The sequence below is a fragment of the Stenotrophomonas sp. genome (assembly GCF_059505245.1).
On record NZ_JCACKF010000012.1, the window covers coordinates 1 to 17,075 of the forward strand.

A 17,075-nucleotide genomic window follows, 5' to 3' on the forward strand; every position below is an offset into this window, starting at 1 on the left:
GTTGGCGCCATGGATGGCGCCATCGAGCCCCCAGGGATGGGTTTACGGCGTGTCCTGCCAGCCGCCCCCGTCCCGCCAAACCGTCAGCAACCCAGAGCCGCTTTGGCTTTGGCTTTGGCTTCTGCCCGCCGCAGGCGGACCACCGCGCGTCAGCGCGGCGCCTCCACATCCAACCCGATCGGGCAGCTCACGCCGGTGCCGCCGATGCCGCAGTAGCCGTTCGGATTCTTCGCCAGGTACTGCTGGTGATAGTCCTCGGCGTAGTAGTACGCCGGTGCCGGGTACACGATCTCGGTGGTGATCGGGCCGTAGCCGGCCGCATCCAGTTGGGCCTGGTAGGCCTCGCGGCTGGCCAGCGCGGCAGCGTACTGTGCCTCGTCGGTGGCGTGGATCGCCGAACGGTACTGGGTGCCGGTGTCGTTGCCCTGGCGCATGCCCTGGGTCGGGTCGTGGCTTTCCCAGAACAGCTGCAGCAGCCGTTCCAGGCTCACCACCGCCGGGTCGAACACCACCTGCACCACTTCGGTGTGCCCGGTCAGGCCCGAGCACACTTCTTCATAGGTCGGGTTCGGCGTGATGCCGCCGGCGTAGCCGACCGAGGTGCTGTACACGCCCGGCTCGGTCCAGAACTTGCGCTCGGCGCCCCAGAAACAGCCCAGCGCGAAGCGGATCTGCTGCAGGCCGGCGAAGCGGTCCTTCAGCGGATGGCTGTTCACGAAGTGCTGGTTGCTGTGCAGCGGCAATGGCTGCTCGCGCCCCGGCAATGCCTCTTCCGGGCGCGGCAGGCGCTGCTTGAAGGCCCCGATGCCGAGGATGCCCTGGCCAATTCCCAACATGATGCGCTCCTACGCCGGCAGTCCGGCCATATCGTCTGCATCGGAAATGGGGTCGGCGGCGGCCTGGCCCAAGTCCAGCGCCGCGATGATGTCCTCCGCCTGCGGCCGCGCCGCGTCGGGGATGCCGACCCGCAACACACCGAACAACGGCAGCTCGCCCATGCCCCCCAGCAGCTGCTCGCCGAACACGAAGGCGGGGATGCCGGCGTTTTCCAGCGCGTGCTTGACCAGATGGGCGTCGAACAGGTTGTCGGCCTTGTACAGGATGTGCATGCGGCGGCTCCTCGGGGCAGGGCTCCAGCATACGCCCGGGGGCTGAATGGTGCCGGGGGTGGGATCCGAGAGTTGCCGGCCAGCGGCCGGCACTACCAGAGGGCGGGGCCGGCATCCCCACACCCCACCGGGCAGCCCCGCCCCGTACGCGCTAGACTGTTGGTCTTTCTGCCTTTCTTTTCGCCGACTCATGTCCGAGCACACCCCCGCCAGCCCCGAGACCCCCGCCGACAGCCACGAAAAGCGCGATTTCATCCGCCAGATCGTGCGCGAGGACCTGGCCAGCGGAAAGCACCAGGCGATCAAGACCCGCTTCCCGCCGGAGCCGAACGGCTACCTGCACATTGGCCACGCCAAGTCGATCTGCCTGAACTTCGGCATCGCCGGCGAGTTCAGCGGCGTCTGCAACCTGCGCTTCGACGACACCAACCCGGCCAAGGAAGATCCGGAATACGTGGCCGCGATCCAGGACGACGTGCGCTGGCTGGGCTTCGAGTGGAACGAGCTGCGCCACGCCTCGGACTATTTCCAGGCCTATTACCTGGCCGCCGAGAAGCTGATCGAACAGGGCAAGGCCTACGTCTGCGACCTGTCGGCCGAGGAAGTGCGCGCCTACCGCGGCACCCTGACCGAGCCGGGCCGCCCGTCGCCGTGGCGCGACCGCAGCGTCGAGGAAAACCTCGACCTGTTCCGCCGCATGCGCGCCGGTGAATTCCCGGATGGTGCGCGCACCCTGCGCGCCAGGATCGACATGGCCAGCGGCAACATCAACCTGCGCGATCCGGCGCTGTACCGCATCAAGCACGTCGAGCACCAGAACACCGGCAATGCGTGGCCGATCTACCCGATGTACGACTTCGCCCACGCGCTGGGTGATTCGATCGAAGGCATCACCCACTCGCTGTGCACGCTGGAATTCGAAGACCACCGCCCGCTGTACGACTGGTGCGTGGACAACGTCGACTTCGCCCATGACGACGCGCTGACCCAGCCGCTGGTCGATGCCGGCCTGCCGCGCGAAGCGGCCAAGCCGCGCCAGATCGAGTTCTCGCGCCTGAACATCAACTACACGGTGATGAGCAAGCGCAAGCTGATGGCGCTGGTCACCGAACAGCTGGTCGACGGCTGGGAGGACCCGCGCATGCCGACCCTGCAGGGCCTGCGCCGCCGTGGCTACACCCCGGCCGCGATGCGCCTGTTCGCCGAACGCGTGGGCATCAGCAAGCAGAACTCGCTGATCGACTTCAGCGTGCTGGAAGGCGCGCTGCGCGAGGACCTGGACAGTGCCGCACCGCGCCGCATGGCAGTGGTCGATCCGGTCAAGCTGGTGCTGACCAACCTGCCGGAGGGCCACGAAGAGCAGCTGACCTTCAGCAACCACCCGAAGGACGAAAGCTTTGGCAGCCGCGAAGTACCGTTCGCACGCGAAGTGTGGATCGACCGCGAGGACTTCGCCGAAGTGCCGCCGAAGGGCTGGAAGCGCCTGGTCCCGGGTGGCGAAGTGCGCCTGCGTGGCGCCGGCATCATCCGCTGCGACGAAGTGATCAAGGATGCCGACGGCACCATCACCGAGCTGCGTGGTTGGCTGGATCCGGAATCGCGTCCGGGCATGGAAGGCGCCAACCGCAAGGTCAAGGGCACCATCCACTGGGTCAGCGCCGTGCATGGCGTGCCGGCCGAGATCCGCCTGTACGACCGCCTGTTCTCGGTGCCGAACCCGGACGACGAATCGGAAGGCAAGACCTACCGCGATTACCTCAACCCGGAATCGCGCCGCACTGTCACCGGCTATGTCGAGCCGGCCGCGGCCAGCGCCGCGCCGGAGCAGTCGTTCCAGTTCGAGCGTACCGGCTACTTCGTGGCCGACCGCCGCGACCATACCGCAGCCACGCCGGTATTCAACCGCAGCGTGACCCTGCGCGATACCTGGTCGGCCTGAGGACCTGCGCGGGCGCCTGGATGGCGCCCGCAGGACCGCGACGATGATCACCGCCCTTTCCGTCCTGCTCTGGTTCATTTCGCAGCATCCGCTGCTGACGTTCTTTGCAGCAATGGTGCTGGCCGGGCTGGTCTCGTGGTGGCGGCGCTTTCCGGGCTACGCCATCGTGGTGTTCCCGCTGGCGATGCTCAACATGTTCCTCGGCCACTTCCTCAACGCCGCCTTCCTCAACGTGGTGGGCGAGCGTGGTGAAGCGGTGATCGTCAAGGCCGAGCGAACCAGCTCCACGCTCAACGAACAGTACATCTGGCGCTACGAAGCGGTGCTGCGCACGGCCGAGGGCCGCGACGTGGACGTGGTGTTCCACACCAACACGGCTTCGCTGTGGCCGCTGGAAAACGCCATCCGCATCCCGGCGCGCGACCAGCCGTTCGTGGTGAAGTACACGCCGGGCTTCCCGCGCAACATCGTCATCCTCACCAACGAGTCACCGCACGGCATCGCCCAGGCCCGGGCCAGCGCGCGCGAGCGGGTGGAAGTGGCGGCGCGCAAGCTGCACTTCAGCCCGGGCAATGCCGAGTTCCGCGCCGACTATCGCCGCGAACTGGAAAGCTGGCTGCGCAACCACGGCAGCGACCCGCAGCAGCAATCCGACGCGCAGCGATATCGCGCCGAGCTCGACGCACTCGACCGCTAGCCCCAGGCCCTGCCTGGATGTTCCGCCCCATCCATCCACAGGCCTGACATGACCGCGAGCGCCACCGCCCTCCTCCCGCTGCTGCAGCAGGCCCTGCAGGACACCGGCACCGCCAGCCGCATCGACGGCAACGCGCTGCTGCTCGACAGCGGCCTGCGCCTGACCCCGCATGCGATGGCCGCGCAGCCGCGCGACAACGGCGGCTGGCAGACCTCCACCGTCATTGAAAGCCAGCATCCGCAGTTGTTCGCCGATGGCCTGTTCGAGTACCAGCACGCAAATGGTGCCGATGAGCAGGCATCGCTGTTGTCCGGCTTCCAGGCCTGGGCCCGGGTGGACCTGGTGACCCTGCAGACCGCGATCGGCGCCCAAGACGCACAGGGCCTGCCGATGATGGGCCTGACCTATCCGGTCGGCGACGAGGGTGAGGAACATCAGCGCACCGTGGTGCTGGGGCCGTTGGCGCACTACCGTGCACAGGACGTGGATGCCTCCACCTGCAGCGAAGACGATCATGGCTCCTGCCCCTGCTGCCTGTTCACCCGCAGCATGGAGGCCTTCGACGAGCTGCTGAAAGCCCGCCATTTCCTCGCCATCCGCCTGTTCGCCTCGCGCGATGCCGACGGCCTGTGCGAGGCCGATTGCCGGGTCAACGGCCACGACTTCGCCGCCGCCCTGCCCCTGCTGCGCGCCTATGCTGCCAGTTGGCCGCAGGCCGGGCTGGAATTCCGCAAGCAGTACGTGGTGATCCGCACCGGCTCGCCGGGCTGAGCCACGCCCACACCCGGTACAGGCCGGTGCGGCTACACTGCGCGCCGGTTTCCCCAAGCAACCGCACTTTTTCCCATCCCACACGAGGCACCCCCGCGATGCTGTACGCGCAAGTCCACCTGACCCTTCCCGCCTGGATCCACGACCAGATCGACCTGGATCGTCGATATCCGGGCGATGAGGCCAAGGTCGCGCTGGCGATCGAGCTGTCGCGGCTGAACGTCGAGCACGCCAGTGGCGGTCCGTTCGGTGCGGTGGTGTTCGGACCGGACGACAAGGTCATCGCCGCCGGCGTGAACCGGGTGATGCCGCACGCGACCTCGCTGGCGCACGCCGAGAACATGGCCTACATGCTGGCCCAGCAGCGCCTGCAGACCCCGCGCCTGAACGCGGTGCTGTCGCCGGTCACCCTGGCCACCAGCTCGCAGCCGTGCTGCCAGTGCTACGGCGCCACCGTGTGGGCCGGCATCGACCGCCTGCTGATCGGTGCCAACTCGGCCGACGTCGAGGAACTGACCCCGTTCGATGAAGGCCCGCTGCCGGCCGACTGGGTGGGTGAACTCAACAAGCGCGGCATCGAAGTGGTGCAAGGCCTGAACCGCGACGCCGCGCGCAGCGTGCTGCGTGCCTATGGGGAAAGCGATGGCGCCCGTTACTGAAACCGGCATCGGCCTGCTGTGCCTGTGCCGGCAGGGCTTCGAGCCCGAGCTGGCTGGCGAGCTGCAGTTCCGCGCCGGTGAAGCCGGTTTCGCCGGCTATGCGCGCACCCAGCGCAATGACGGCTACGTGCTTTTCATGTGCGACGAAGCCGCCGCGCTGGCGCCGCGCCTGCGCTGGCGCGAGCTGATCTTCGCGCGGCAGAAGCTGGTGGTGCTGGCCGAACTGCCGCAGCTGGACCCGGCGGACCGGATCACCCCGATGCTGGAAGTGCTGGCCGATGCGCCGCGCTTCGGCGACCTGTGGGTGGAACACCCCGATTCGGACGCCGGCAAGCCACTGTCCGGTCTGGCCCGTGCCTTCGGCAATGCACTGCGCCCGGCGCTGCGCAAGGCCGGCAAGCTCACTGATAAGCCGAACAACCGCCTGCCGCGCCTGCATGTGGTGTTCGTCGATGGCACCCATGCCTTCGTCTGCGTGGCCGACCCGGCCGACAGCGCACCGTGGGCGCTGGGCATCCCGCGCCTGAAGCTGCTGCCCGAGGCGCCTTCGCGTTCGGCGCTGAAGCTGGACGAGGCGCTGCTGACCCTGCTGACGCCGGAAGAACGCGAAGCATTGGCCAAGCCGGGCATGCGTGCGGCCGACCTGGGCGCCGCCCCCGGCGGCTGGACCTGGGTGCTGACCCGCCAGCACATGCACGTGCTGAGCATCGACAACGGCCCGCTGCGCCAGCACGTGCTGGACACCGGACTGGTCGAGCACCTGCGCGCCGATGGCTTCCACTGGCACCCGGAACAGCCGCTGGACTGGATGGTCTGCGACATGGTCGAGCAGCCGCGCCGCGTGGCCGAACGCATGGCCACCTGGTTCCGCGAGGGCTGGTGCCGGCATGCGATCTTCAATCTGAAACTGCCGATGAAGAAGCGCTGGGACGAAACCCGGCTGTGCCTGGACCTGTTCCAGGACCAGGCCGGCAAGCCGCTGGTGGTCCGCGCCAAGCAGCTCTATCACGATCGTGAAGAGATCACCGTGCTGGCTTCGCCGCTGCGCTGATCCGTCATCGGCGGCACAGGTTGCCGGGAGTACGCTCCCGGTACCCTCTGGCAAGGAGCCTGTCATGAACCTTCCGCGTGCTGCGCTGCTGTTGACCATCCTGATGGCCTCGGTACCGGCCATCGCCCAGCACGGCCCGTCCACGCCGGCGCAGAGCCAGCCGCTGGGCCCCACCGGCGGCGCGATCCGCCAGCAACCGCTGGATGCGGGCCGGGTCAGCGGCAGCGTCGAGATTCCGCAGCCGGCCGGCGAGGCGCAGGTGACCGTGCGTTCGCTGGAACCGAGCAGCGTGGTCGGCCAGTACCGCATCCATTTCGCCGCGCTAGATGTGAACGGCGACGGTTTCATCAGCCGCGAGGAAGCACAGGCCAATCCGGCGCTGGCCGACGAATTCAATTCGCTGGACCGCAGGCACCGCGGCAAGCTGGACCGCACCGACCTGGCCGGCTGGCTGGTGGATTGAAAAAGGGGACGGAGGGGATTAAGTCGTATGTGCACAAACGACTTAATCCCCTCCGTCCCCTTTTTGCTTCAGACGCCGGCGGCGCGCTTCCAGAACGCCTGTACCAGCGGCGGCCATTTGCCGACACAGCCCAGCGCGCGGCCACGGGCCAGGGTCAAGTGCATCTCGTCGTTGGAGAACAGGCGGTTGATCGCATCGAAGCTGTAGGCGGCGATCTGGTTGTCGCTGCGCCGTTCGCGTGCCCAGCGCTGCAGGCGCTGCGGCGACAGCCGCGGCTGGCCACGGCGCTCGGCCGACGGCGCCAGCCACTGCTGCAGGGCGGCGACATCGCGCAGGCCCAGGTTCACGCCCTGCCCGGCCAGCGGATGCACCACATGCGCGGCATCACCCAATGCCAGTACTCGGCCGGCCACGTAGTGACGGGCCAGTTGGCGACGCAGCGGGAAGGCCGCACGCGGTGACGCCAGCCGCAGCTCACCCAGCCGCGCCGCGAAGGCGCGGGTCAGTTCGCGGTTGAAGCTGTCTTCGTCAAGCGCCAGCACGCGCGCCGCCTCGTCCTCGGGCAGGGTCCAGACGATCGAGCTGCGGCGCTCGGCCACCGGCAGCAGCGCCAGCGGCCCGCTCGGCAGGAAACGCTGCCAGGCGGTGGCCTGGTTGGGAAGATCGCTGTCCACGTAGGCCACCACGCCACGCTGGTGGTAGTCATGCTTTTCAACCTCGATCCCGGCCAGTTGGCGCAGGGTCGATTCGGCGCCGTCGGCGGCCACGGCCAACGCCGCTTCCAGGCGACGCCCGTCATCCAGGCGCAGGCGCACGCCGTCGTCGTCCTGCTCCAGCGCGTCCACCCGCGCCGGGCAGTGCAGCTGCACGCCCGCCGCCGGCAACGCCGCCCACAGGCGATCCTGCAGCAGGCCGTTCTCGACGATGTAGCCCAGCTCGCGCCGACCGAAGCGATCGGCGTCGAACAGCAGATCCTCGCCACCGGCCGCGTCCCACACCTGCATGCGCCGGTAGGGCCAGGCACGGGCCTGAGCGATCGCCGGCCACACGCCCAGGCGGTTCAGCAGCTGAACGTTGTCGGCAGCGAAGGCGAACACGCGCAGGTCAGGCTGTGCGGCCTGCCACGGCGCGGGCTCACGACCTTCCACCAGCGCAACCGACAGGCCGGCATCGGCCAGCGCCAGCGCGCATGCGGCACCGACCACGCCACCTCCGACGATGGCCACGTCCAGGCGCACACGCCGGCTCATGCGGCTTCTCCGCGGCACAGGCGCGGCACTTCACCACGGAAGCCCATCGCGCCACCGACCAGCATCGACTGCACCGAGGCGCGTTGCGCGGCCACCAGGCCGAGGCTGCGCAGCGGCCGCATCAGCGGTGCCGGATTGCTGGTCAGCCGTGCCAGGCCACCCGAGAACGCCACCGTCTGCCGTCGGTCTTCCTGGCGGCGCGCAACATAGGCCTGCAGCAGCACATCGCTGCCGGCATCCTCGTGCGCATCCTCCAGCAGTTCGGCCAGGGTCAGCGCATCGCGCAGGCCCAGGTTGAAGCCCTGCGCACCCAGCGGATGGATGGTCTGCGCGGCATTGCCCAGCAGCACCGTGCGTTCACCGGCCAATGCGCGCGCCAGCACCTGGATGAGCGGGTAAGCGCTGCGCGGGCCGGATTCGAGCAGCCGACCGGCACGCCAGCCGATCGCATCCTGCAGGCGCTGCAGCCAGGCCGCATCGTCCAGCGCCATCACCGCATCGGCCTGGTCCCGCGCCACGCCGTGCACGGTGCCGAAGTGGCGGTCGCCGCGCGGCAGCAGGGCGGTCGGGCCGGTATCGGTGAAGCGCTCCCAGGCCGTGCCATCCGGCACGCGCTGGCTGCGCACGCGGGCCACGAACAGGGTCTGCTGGAAATCATGCCGGTCGACCTCGATGCCCAGCGCGCCACGCACACCGCTGGTCGTGCCATCGGCACCGACCACCAGCCGTGCCAGCAGTACGCGCTCGCCGGTCTCGTCGGCCACCCGCACCTGGCGGTAGCCGTCGACCACCTCGCCCAGGCCCAGGAACCGCATCGGCCGGTAGCGCCGCAGCTGCGGCAGCTCCTGCAGGCGCGCTTCCAGCGCCTGGCCGAAGTCACGCGCGACAACCACCTGGCCGAACCACGGCCGGTCGTAGCCGGAAGCCTCCAGCTGCACGCGGCCGAAATCGCCGGCGCGGCTGACATGGATGCGGCGGATCGGGCCCGGCGCCATCGCCAGCTTCTGCATGACCCCCAACGCGGTCAGCGCGTTGACGGTCGCCGCGGCGAAACTGAGGTTGCGCTGGTCGAACACCGCCGGCAGCTCGCCGGCCGGGCTGGCTTCGAGCAGGCCCACGTCGCGGCCCAACCGGTCCAGGGCAATGGCCAGGCTGGCACCGACCAGGCCGCCACCGACGATCAGCACGTCATGTCGTTCACTCATGGTGTTCATGATACGCGCTCGCCCCGCCCGAACACCCAACAGCCCCCGACCTGCGCCAACCGGCGCGGCGGGCTAGAATGAAACCTGAATCCGCTCCGGGCCCGCTGCCATGTCCGCCACCGCCAACCGTGCCTTCGTCCTGTCCGTACTCGTGCTGTTGCTGGCGGCGACCCGGGTCAACCACTTCGCGGCGATCCCGGATGCCTCCTGGGCGGTGTTCTTCATCGGCGGCTTCTACCTGGCTGGCTGGACCCGCTGGGCGTTCCCGCTGCTGATGGTGTTCGCGGTGCTGGTGGACTGGATCGTGATCCGCAGCAGCGGCCTGGATTTCTGGCAGCACTACTGCGTGTCGCCGGGCTACTGGCTGCTGCTGCCGGCGTATTTCTCGCTGTGGGCCGGCGGCATGCTGCTGGGCCGCAACTACCAGGGGGCACGCTGGCCGGTACTGGCCAAGGGCGCGCTGCTGCTGGTGGCCTCGGTGGCGGTCTGTCACCTGCTCGCGCAGGGCGGCTTCTACTGGACCAGCCGCAACGTGGCCGAGCCGACGCTGGCCGGCTGGGCACAGAACTACGCACAGTGGTTCGGGCCGTACCTGCGCACCACCGCCATCTACGTGGCGCTGGCCGCCGCCCTGCAGCTGGCCGTGGAGCAGGTGCTGAAGCTCCAGCAGGCCCGCCGCGACATCCGGCACTGAGCCGCGCCATGGGTCATCGCCTCTCGCGCATCTATACCCGCACCGGCGACGACGGCAGTACCGGCCTTGGCGACGGCCAGCGCGTGGCCAAGGATGACGCCCGCGTGGCGTCCTACGGCACTGTCGACGAAGCCAATGCCGCACTCGGCCTGCTGCTGGCCACGGCGCTGCCCGAAGACGTGCGCGCGCTGGTGGTGCATCTGCAGCACCAGCTGTTCGACCTGGGCGCCGAACTGTGCATCCCCGGCCACGCCGCGATCCACGCCGCCGATGTGTCGGCACTGGAACAGCAGTTGGATCACTACAACGCCAGCCTGCCGATGTTGAAGGAATTCATCCTGCCAGCCGGTGGCGAGGCCGCCGCACGCTGCCACCTGGCGCGCACCATCGTCCGCCGGGCCGAGCGCGAGACGGTCACCCTGGCCCGCCACGACGCCGTGCGCAGCGAGGCGCTGCAGTACCTCAACCGGCTGTCGGACCTGTTGTTCGTGCTGGCCCGGGTGCTGGCCCGTGCCGATGGCCATGGCGAAGCGCTGTGGCAGCCACAGCAGCGCCAGCGCTGAGTCGGCACGATGCTGGTCTTCACCCATCCGTCCTGCCTGCTGCATGACCCCGGCCCTGGCCATCCGGAGTGCCCGCAACGCCTGCAGCATGTGCTCGATGCCCTGCACGCCGCCTTCCCCGGCCAGCTGGACTGGCGCGAGGCGCCGCCGGCCAAGTTCGGCGAACTGACCCGGGTCCACGACAGCGCCCTGCTCGACTTCGTGCTGCAGCCGCAGACCGCGCCGCTGCGACAGCTGGACATGGACACCTGGACCTCGCCCGGCTCGGCCAGTGCCGCCGTGCATGCCGCCGGCGCCGGCGTGGCGGCGGTAGATGCGGTGATGCTGGGCGAGGACCCGCTGGCGTTCTGCGCGGTGCGGCCACCGGGCCACCACGCCACCAGCAGCACTGCGATGGGCTTCTGCCTGCTCAACAACATCGCCATCGCCGCCGCCTACGCCCGTGACCGTCATGGCCTGGAGCGCATCGCGGTGGTCGATTTCGATGTCCACCATGGCAACGGCACCCAGGACATCTTCCAGCACGACGCCCGGGTCTCGTACTACAGCACCCACCAGGCCGGGCTGTTCCCCAACTCCGGCCTGCGCCGCGACCGCGGTGCCGGCAACCTGATGAACATCCTGCTGCCCCCCGGCAGCGGCGGTTTCCGCTTCCGCAATGTGTGGGCCGACGAGATGCTGCCGGCCATCGACGACTTCCGGCCGCAGCTGCTGCTGATTTCGGCCGGCTTCGATGCCCACCTGCGCGATCCGCAGGCCGACCTGATGCTGGAAACCGACGATTTCGCCTGGATCACCCGCGAACTGCATGCGCTGGCGCGCCGCCATGCGGCCGGCCGGGTGGTCTCGATGCTGGAAGGCGGCTATGACCTGCAGGCCCTTGCCGAGTGCAGCGTGGCCCATGTCCGGGCCCTGCTGCCCCCCCCACCGGGCAGCGTCTCCGGATGAACCCGAACCGGCAGGATCCGACGCCCTTCATTGCCCCTATGCAAGGGATGGGGCAAGCTACCGTCCGTTTTCGCCCGAATCCGAACCGCGTGCGCCGAGCCCTCCGCCTGCTTCCCCTGCCTCTGAGCATCGCCATCTGCCTGCCGGCAATGGCCGATGAAAAGCCGCTCAACTGGGGCCTGTGCCCGGCTACCGACGTGATTCCCGCGTTCACCGATGCCCCTGTCCCGGTCCCGGTCCCGGGGCAGGACAAGGCCGCCGCCAGCGCCGCGCGCGAGCAGCAGCCGACCGACATCGAGGGTGACCAGCTGCTGGGCACCACCACCGTGCCGCAGTACGAAGGCAACGTGGCCCTGCGCCGTGGCGACCAGTTCGTCGGCACCGACAAGCTCAGCTTCGATACCGAGACCGGCAACTACATCGCCGACGGCAATGTCCGCTACCAGGACTCCTCGATCCGCATGGTCGCCAAGCGCGCCGAGGGCAACCAGGAAAGCGACACCCACAAGATCACCGACATCAAGTACCAGCTGGTGTCGCGCCGCGGCAACGGCGATGCCGAATCGGTCGACCTGCAGGGCGCGGTCGGCCAGATGCACCGCTCCACCTACACCACCTGCGACCCGTCGCAGCCGGTGTGGAAGCTGTCGGCGCCGCAGATCGAAGTGGACAACGACGAAGGCTTCGGTACCGCCCGCAACGCCGTGCTTCGCATCGGCAAGGTGCCGGTGCTGTGGGCGCCGTACTTCAAGTTCCCGATCGACGACCGCCGCAAGACCGGCCTGCTGTTCCCGCAGCTGGGCATGTCCGGCCGCAACGGTTTCGATTACGCACAGCCGATCTACTTCAACCTGGCGCCGAACTACGACGACACGTTGACCCCGCGCTACATGAGCCGGCGCGGCCTGATGCTCGACAACGAATTCCGCTACCTCTACAACGGCGGCCGCGGCGAACTGCTGACCGCGTTCATGCCCAACGACAAACTGCGCGACCGCGACCGCGGCCGGGTGATGTTCGGCGGCTACCACAACCTCGACGACCACTGGCAGGCCCGCGCCAACCTGGCCTGGGTCAGCGACGAACGCTATGTGGAAGACTTCGCCAACCGCCTGGTGGGGGTCACCGCGTCGAACCTGCAGAGCACCATCGGCCTGTACGGCACTGGCAGGAACTGGACGGCCGGCATCATGGCCGACCGCTGGCAGCTGACCGACTACACCCTCAACGAGGGTGCGCTGGCCTACAACCGCCAGCCGCGCCTGTATCTCAACTGGGACAAGCCGGTCCTGCCGTGGCTGGAAACCGGCATCTACGCCGAAGCCGTGCGTTTCACCCACGACGACATCAACTTCAAGTACGGCGCTGATGCGGGACCGGACCTGCAGTACACCCGCAACGGCAGCCGTCAGACCGACGGCATCGGTGTCAGCGGCGGCTCGCGGCTGGATGTCAAACCCTACGTGTCGTTCCCGATCAGCGGCGCGGCCTGGTATGTCACGCCGACCCTGGCCTACCGCTATACCGGTTACCAGCTGGACCGTGGCCTGGTTGATGGCGTGAACGGCATCCGCGGCCAGATCCTGCGTTCGCAGGGCATCGACCCGAACACCGCCACACCGGAACAGCTGCGCGGCAACACCTCGCCCAGCCGCAGCCTGCCGATCGGCAGCATCGACGCCGGCCTGTTCTTCGATCGCGAGACCCGCATCGGTGGCAAGTCCTTCCTGCAGACCCTGGAACCGCGCCTGTTCTACCTGCGCACGCCCTACCGCGATCAGGACGAGCTGCCGATCTTCGACACCCGCGACTTCACCTTCAGCTGGGGCCAGCTGTTCCGCGATTCTCGCTATACCGGCGCCGATCGCCAGAACGACGCCAACCAGCTGACCATGGCGCTGAGCACCCGCTTCATCGACCAGACCACCGGCAAGGAACGCTTCTCGGCCTCCATCGGCCAGATCCAGTACTTCGACGAATCGCGGGTGACCGTCACCCCGGGTGGCGCGCCGGTGGAGAAGGGCAAGTCGGCGTGGATCGCTGACGGCAACTACATGATCAACGACCGCTGGACCCTGGGTGCCACCTACCAGTGGGACCCCAAGTACAAGCGCGAGGATCTGGCCAGCGTCCGCGCCCGCTACCTGATGCCCAACGATGGCGTGATCAACCTCAGCTACCGTTACCGCATCAACTCCGGCGCCCCGGCCACCGCCAACAAGCATGACCGCACGCTGCTGGAACAGGCCGACCTGTCGTTCCTGTACCCGCTGAATGCGCGCTGGAGCCTGGTCGGCCGCTACTACTACTCGCTGCAGGACAAGGAACCGCTGGAGATCATCGCCGGCGTCCAGTGGGACAGCTGCTGCCTGGCCGTGCGTGCGGTCGCCCGCCGCTACGTCCGCAACCGCGAAGGCGAGATGAACAACGCCATCCAGCTGGAGTTCGTGCTCAAGGGCCTGAGCTCCCTGGGCCAGGACACGGACCGTACCCTGCGCCGTGCTATCCTCGGCTACAACCGCGACGACCTCTATCTCGTGCCGCCGAGCAACACCGGGGCGACCCGGGATGACTACGATCCGAACCTGATCCCATGACCAAGCGCTTCCCCGTTCTTCTCGCCTCGCTGCTGGCGGTGTCCAGCGTGTCCGCCCCCCTGCAGGTGCTTGCCCAGGAGGCGCAGCCGCTTGACCGCATCGCCGCCGTCGTCGATGAGGACGTGATCCTGCAGAGCGAGCTCCAGCGTGCGATCGCCAACATCAAGGCGCAGTACGCCGGCCGTGAAAACCAGCTGCCGCCGGAAGACGTGCTCAGCCGCCAGGTGCTCGAGCGCCTGGTGCTGGTCAAGCTGCAGGTGGCCCGCGCCCAGGGCAGCGGCATCCGGGTCAGCGACCAGGAGCTGAACCAGGCGATGAACTCCATCGCACAGCAGAATGGGTCGAACCTGGACGCCCTGCGCCAGCGCCTGGCCCATGACGGCATCGACTTCAACGATTTCCGCGCTTCGGTGCGTGATGAGATCACCGTGCAGCGCCTGCGCCAGAGCTTCGCGCAGAGCCGCATCAGCGTCAGCGAGGGTGAAGTCGACGCCGCGCTGAAGCAGCAGGCCACGGTGGGCAACCAGTACCACCTGGCGCACATCCTGATCGCCCTGCCCGACGGCGCCAACGCTGACCAGATTGCCACCGGCCAGAAGAAGGCCGATGGTGTGAAGACCCTGCTGGACAAGGGCGAGCTGGACTTCAACGCTGCAGCCGTGCGCTATTCGGACAGCCCGAATGCACTGGAAGGCGGTGACCTGGGCTGGCGCAGCCTGGATGAAATCCCGCAGGCCTTTGCCCAGATGATGGAAAAGATGAAGCCCGGCGAAGTGGTCGGCCCGATCCGTGGCCCGAGCGGCTTCCAGCTGCTGAAGCTGGTGGAAGTGCGTGACGCCAGCTCCGCCGCCGCCGGTGAGCATACGGTCACCGAATTCCACGGCCGCCACATCCTGGTGCGCGTGGACGACCACCAGACCGACGCCGCCGCCAAGGCCAAGATCGACACCCTGCGTGCCCGCATCGCCGGTGGTGCCGAGTTCCAGACCGTTGCCAAGGAGTCCTCCGAGGACAACAACAGCAAGGGCCAGGGCGGTGACCTGGGCTGGTTCCCGGCCGACGCGTTCGGTCCGGCCTTCGGCCAGCAGGTGGAAGGCCTCCAGGACGGTGGCGTCAGCCAGCCGTTCCGTACCGATGCCGGTTGGCACATCGTGCAGCGCGTGGCGACCCGCCAGACCGACGTGACCACCGACAACCAGCGTGCCCAGGTCCGCGAGACCATCGGCCGCCGCAAGCTGGAAGACGAGTACAACCGCTTCCTGCAGGAACTGCGTGGCGAAGCCTACGTCAGCTTCCGCAGCGGCGACCGCGCGGAAAACACCGCCACCCCGCCGCAGTCCTGACCGATGCGCCCCGAGCTCGCTCTGGTACCGGGCGAGCCCGCCGGGATCGGCCCGGAGCTATGTGTCCGCCTCGTCCAGCAGCCGCGTGAAGATTGCCGGCTGCTGGCCTTCGCCGACCCGGACACCCTGCACGCGGCTGCGGCCGCGCTGAACCTGCCCCTGCAGCTGCTGCCCGAGGACGCCGAAGCACGCGCCCCCGGCGATCTGCGCCTGCGCACTGTCCGCAACGCTGCGCCCAGCCGCTTCGGCCAGGCCGATCCGGCCAATGCCGGCGCGGTCATCGGCGCCCTGCTCGGCGCCGGCCAGGCCTGCCTGTCCGGCGAACTGCACGGTGTTGTCACCGGCCCGGTGCACAAGGCGGTCATCAATGAAGGCGGCATCGCCTACAGCGGCACCACTGAACTGCTGGCCGACCAGGCCGGGGTGAAGGTGGTGATGATGCTGGCCAACCACATCGTGCGCGTGGCCCTGGCCACCACCCACCTGCCGCTGCGCGAGGTGGCCGATGCGATCACCGCGCCCGGCCTGGAGCACGCGCTGCGCACGGTGCACGCCGCACTGCGCCGTGAGTTCGGCCTGCCTGCGCCGCGCATCGCCGTGCTCGGCCTGAACCCGCACGCCGGCGAAGATGGCCACCTGGGCCGCGAAGAACTGGATCTGGTCATCCCGCTGCTGCAGCGCCTGCGCGCGGAGGGCATGGACCTGGTCGGGCCGCTGCCGGCCGATACCGCCTTCCTGCCCGCCAAGCTGGCCGGCTTCGACACCGTGCTGGCGATGTACCACGACCAGGGCCTGCCGGTACTGAAATATTCCGGCTTCGAACAGGCGGTGAACCTGACCCTGGGCCTGCCCTATCCGCGCGTGGCGGTGGACCATGGCACCGCGCTGGAGCTGGCCGGCCGCGGCATCGCCGATCCCTCCAGCCTGCAGGCGGCAACGACGCTGTGTGCGCAGCTTGCGCGGCAACGTACACTGGGCGCATGAATTCCCCGCATTCCCCCTCCGGCCCGGTGTTCACCGCACCGGCCAAGAAGCAGCTTGGCCAGCATTTCCTGGCCGACCGCCACTACATCGACAAGATCGTGATGGCGGTCAACCCGAAAGACGGCGACCGCCTGGTCGAGATCGGCCCTGGCCAGGGCGCGATCACCCTGCCGCTGCTGCGCGTGCACCCCACGCTGACGGTGATCGAGTTCGACCGCGACCTGATCGCGCCGCTGACCGCCGCCGCCGAGCCGCTGGGCGAGCTGACCATCGTTCATCGCGACGTGCTGCGCGTGGACTTCACCGAACTGGCTGCCGGCCAGCCGATCCGCCTGGTCGGCAACCTGCCCTACAACATCTCCTCGCCGATCCTGTTCCATGCGCTGGAGCATGCCGCGGTCATCCGCGACATGCACTTCATGCTGCAGAAGGAAGTGGTCGACCGCATGGCGGCCGGCCCCGGCAGCAAGGTGTATGGCCGCCTCAGCGTGATGCTGCAGGCCTACTGCCAGGTGACCTCGCTGTTCGTGGTGCCGCCGGGCGCGTTCCGGCCGCCGCCGAAGGTCGATTCGGCCGTGGTGCGTCTGGTGCCGCGTGACCCGGCCGCGATCAACATCAACGACCACAAGCGCTTCGCCGACGTGGTCAAGGCCGCCTTCGGGCAGCGCCGCAAGACCCTGCGCAATGCCCTGAACAACGTGGTGTCCGCCGAGCAGTTCATCGCCGCCGGCGTGCGTCCCGATGCCCGCGCCGAACAGCTGGACGTGGCCGAATTCATCGCTTTGGCCAATGCCTCCTGATT

At 68.5% G+C, this 17,075-nt stretch carries 17 protein-coding genes; 13 read left to right on the forward strand and 4 right to left on the reverse strand.

The genetic code is table 11. From position 1 onward, the window contains the following. Positions 1–149: 149 nt before the first annotated feature. Together msrA and AC5JLE_RS04515 are read right to left on the reverse strand one after the other, a co-directional pair. Entirely contained in the window at positions 150–815 is a 666-nt protein-coding gene (msrA, locus tag AC5JLE_RS04510; RefSeq protein ID WP_032956996.1) for a peptide-methionine (S)-S-oxide reductase MsrA, read from the reverse strand. Positions 816–845: 30 nt separating this feature from the next. Further along, complete coding sequence (locus AC5JLE_RS04515; protein ID WP_100449360.1) at positions 846–1,109, reverse strand: putative signal transducing protein; 264 nt, start codon at positions 1,107–1,109, stop codon at positions 846–848. 190 nt (positions 1,110–1,299) lie between these two features. On the opposite strand from AC5JLE_RS04515, the gene AC5JLE_RS04520 reads away from it, so the two are divergent. The 6 genes from AC5JLE_RS04520 to AC5JLE_RS04545 all read left to right on the forward strand — a co-directional run bounded on the left by AC5JLE_RS04520 (position 1,300) and on the right by AC5JLE_RS04545 (position 6,689). Continuing rightward, positions 1,300–3,048, forward strand: coding sequence for a glutamine--tRNA ligase/YqeY domain fusion protein (locus AC5JLE_RS04520; protein WP_049440148.1), 1,749 nt, complete (start codon positions 1,300–1,302; stop codon positions 3,046–3,048). A gap of 43 nt (positions 3,049–3,091) precedes the next feature. Beyond that, positions 3,092–3,745, forward strand: coding sequence for a hypothetical protein (locus AC5JLE_RS04525; protein ID WP_241884683.1), 654 nt, complete (start codon positions 3,092–3,094; stop codon positions 3,743–3,745). 48 nt (positions 3,746–3,793) lie between these two features. Next, the gene (locus AC5JLE_RS04530) at positions 3,794–4,516 is read left to right on the forward strand and encodes a DUF6348 family protein (protein WP_241884684.1); all 723 of its coding nucleotides are present in this window, start codon (positions 3,794–3,796) and stop codon (positions 4,514–4,516) included. A 98-nt stretch (positions 4,517–4,614) separates the two neighbouring features. Continuing rightward, positions 4,615–5,175, forward strand: coding sequence for a nucleoside deaminase (locus AC5JLE_RS04535; protein WP_004154307.1), 561 nt, complete (start codon positions 4,615–4,617; stop codon positions 5,173–5,175). Next, positions 5,159–6,226 (forward strand): 23S rRNA (cytidine(2498)-2'-O)-methyltransferase RlmM, encoded by a 1,068-nt coding sequence (rlmM, locus tag AC5JLE_RS04540; protein WP_046428937.1) that lies wholly within the window; start codon positions 5,159–5,161, stop codon positions 6,224–6,226. Before AC5JLE_RS04535 ends, rlmM begins: the two co-directional genes overlap by 17 nt. Before the next feature lie 64 nt (positions 6,227–6,290). Then, positions 6,291–6,689 carry an EF-hand domain-containing protein gene (locus tag AC5JLE_RS04545; RefSeq protein ID WP_134966894.1) on the forward strand — a complete coding sequence of 133 codons (399 nt, stop codon included), beginning with the start codon at positions 6,291–6,293 and terminating at the stop codon, positions 6,687–6,689. Positions 6,690–6,757: 68 nt separating this feature from the next. Here AC5JLE_RS04545 and AC5JLE_RS04550 read toward each other — a convergent pair whose 3' ends face one another. Beyond that, entirely contained in the window at positions 6,758–7,939 is a 1,182-nt protein-coding gene (locus tag AC5JLE_RS04550) for a UbiH/UbiF family hydroxylase (RefSeq protein WP_049404155.1), read from the reverse strand. Beyond that, complete coding sequence (gene ubiH / locus AC5JLE_RS04555; protein WP_164167571.1) at positions 7,936–9,144, reverse strand: 2-octaprenyl-6-methoxyphenyl hydroxylase; 1,209 nt, start codon at positions 9,142–9,144, stop codon at positions 7,936–7,938. Before ubiH ends, AC5JLE_RS04550 begins: the two co-directional genes overlap by 4 nt. A 109-nt stretch (positions 9,145–9,253) precedes the next feature. Here ubiH and AC5JLE_RS04560 point away from each other — a divergent pair, with 109 nt between their 5' ends. The 7 genes from AC5JLE_RS04560 (at position 9,254) to rsmA (ending at position 17,073) form a co-directional block, all read left to right on the forward strand. After that, positions 9,254–9,838: a hypothetical protein gene (locus AC5JLE_RS04560; RefSeq protein ID WP_014645992.1), complete on the forward strand. Its 585-nt coding sequence runs from the start codon at positions 9,254–9,256 to the stop codon at positions 9,836–9,838. Between the two features lie 8 nt (positions 9,839–9,846). Then, positions 9,847–10,401, forward strand: coding sequence for a cob(I)yrinic acid a,c-diamide adenosyltransferase (locus tag AC5JLE_RS04565; RefSeq protein WP_049404150.1), 555 nt, complete (start codon positions 9,847–9,849; stop codon positions 10,399–10,401). 9 nt (positions 10,402–10,410) lie between these two features. Next, the gene (locus AC5JLE_RS04570; protein ID WP_014645990.1) at positions 10,411–11,349 is read left to right on the forward strand and encodes a histone deacetylase family protein; all 939 of its coding nucleotides are present in this window, start codon (positions 10,411–10,413) and stop codon (positions 11,347–11,349) included. 89 nt (positions 11,350–11,438) lie between these two features. Next, positions 11,439–13,946: an LPS-assembly protein LptD gene (gene lptD / locus AC5JLE_RS04575; RefSeq protein WP_162838511.1), complete on the forward strand. Its 2,508-nt coding sequence runs from the start codon at positions 11,439–11,441 to the stop codon at positions 13,944–13,946. Next, positions 13,943–15,289 carry a peptidylprolyl isomerase gene (locus AC5JLE_RS04580; RefSeq protein ID WP_032959016.1) on the forward strand — a complete coding sequence of 449 codons (1,347 nt, stop codon included), beginning with the start codon at positions 13,943–13,945 and terminating at the stop codon, positions 15,287–15,289. The genes lptD and AC5JLE_RS04580 overlap by 4 nt, the downstream gene beginning before the upstream one ends. Before the next feature lie 3 nt (positions 15,290–15,292). Continuing rightward, positions 15,293–16,273 (forward strand): 4-hydroxythreonine-4-phosphate dehydrogenase PdxA, encoded by a 981-nt coding sequence (gene pdxA, locus AC5JLE_RS04585; protein ID WP_049440154.1) that lies wholly within the window; start codon positions 15,293–15,295, stop codon positions 16,271–16,273. After that, positions 16,270–17,073: a 16S rRNA (adenine(1518)-N(6)/adenine(1519)-N(6))-dimethyltransferase RsmA gene (gene rsmA, locus AC5JLE_RS04590; RefSeq protein ID WP_197561806.1), complete on the forward strand. Its 804-nt coding sequence runs from the start codon at positions 16,270–16,272 to the stop codon at positions 17,071–17,073. The genes pdxA and rsmA overlap by 4 nt, the downstream gene beginning before the upstream one ends. Positions 17,074–17,075 lie beyond the last annotated feature (2 nt).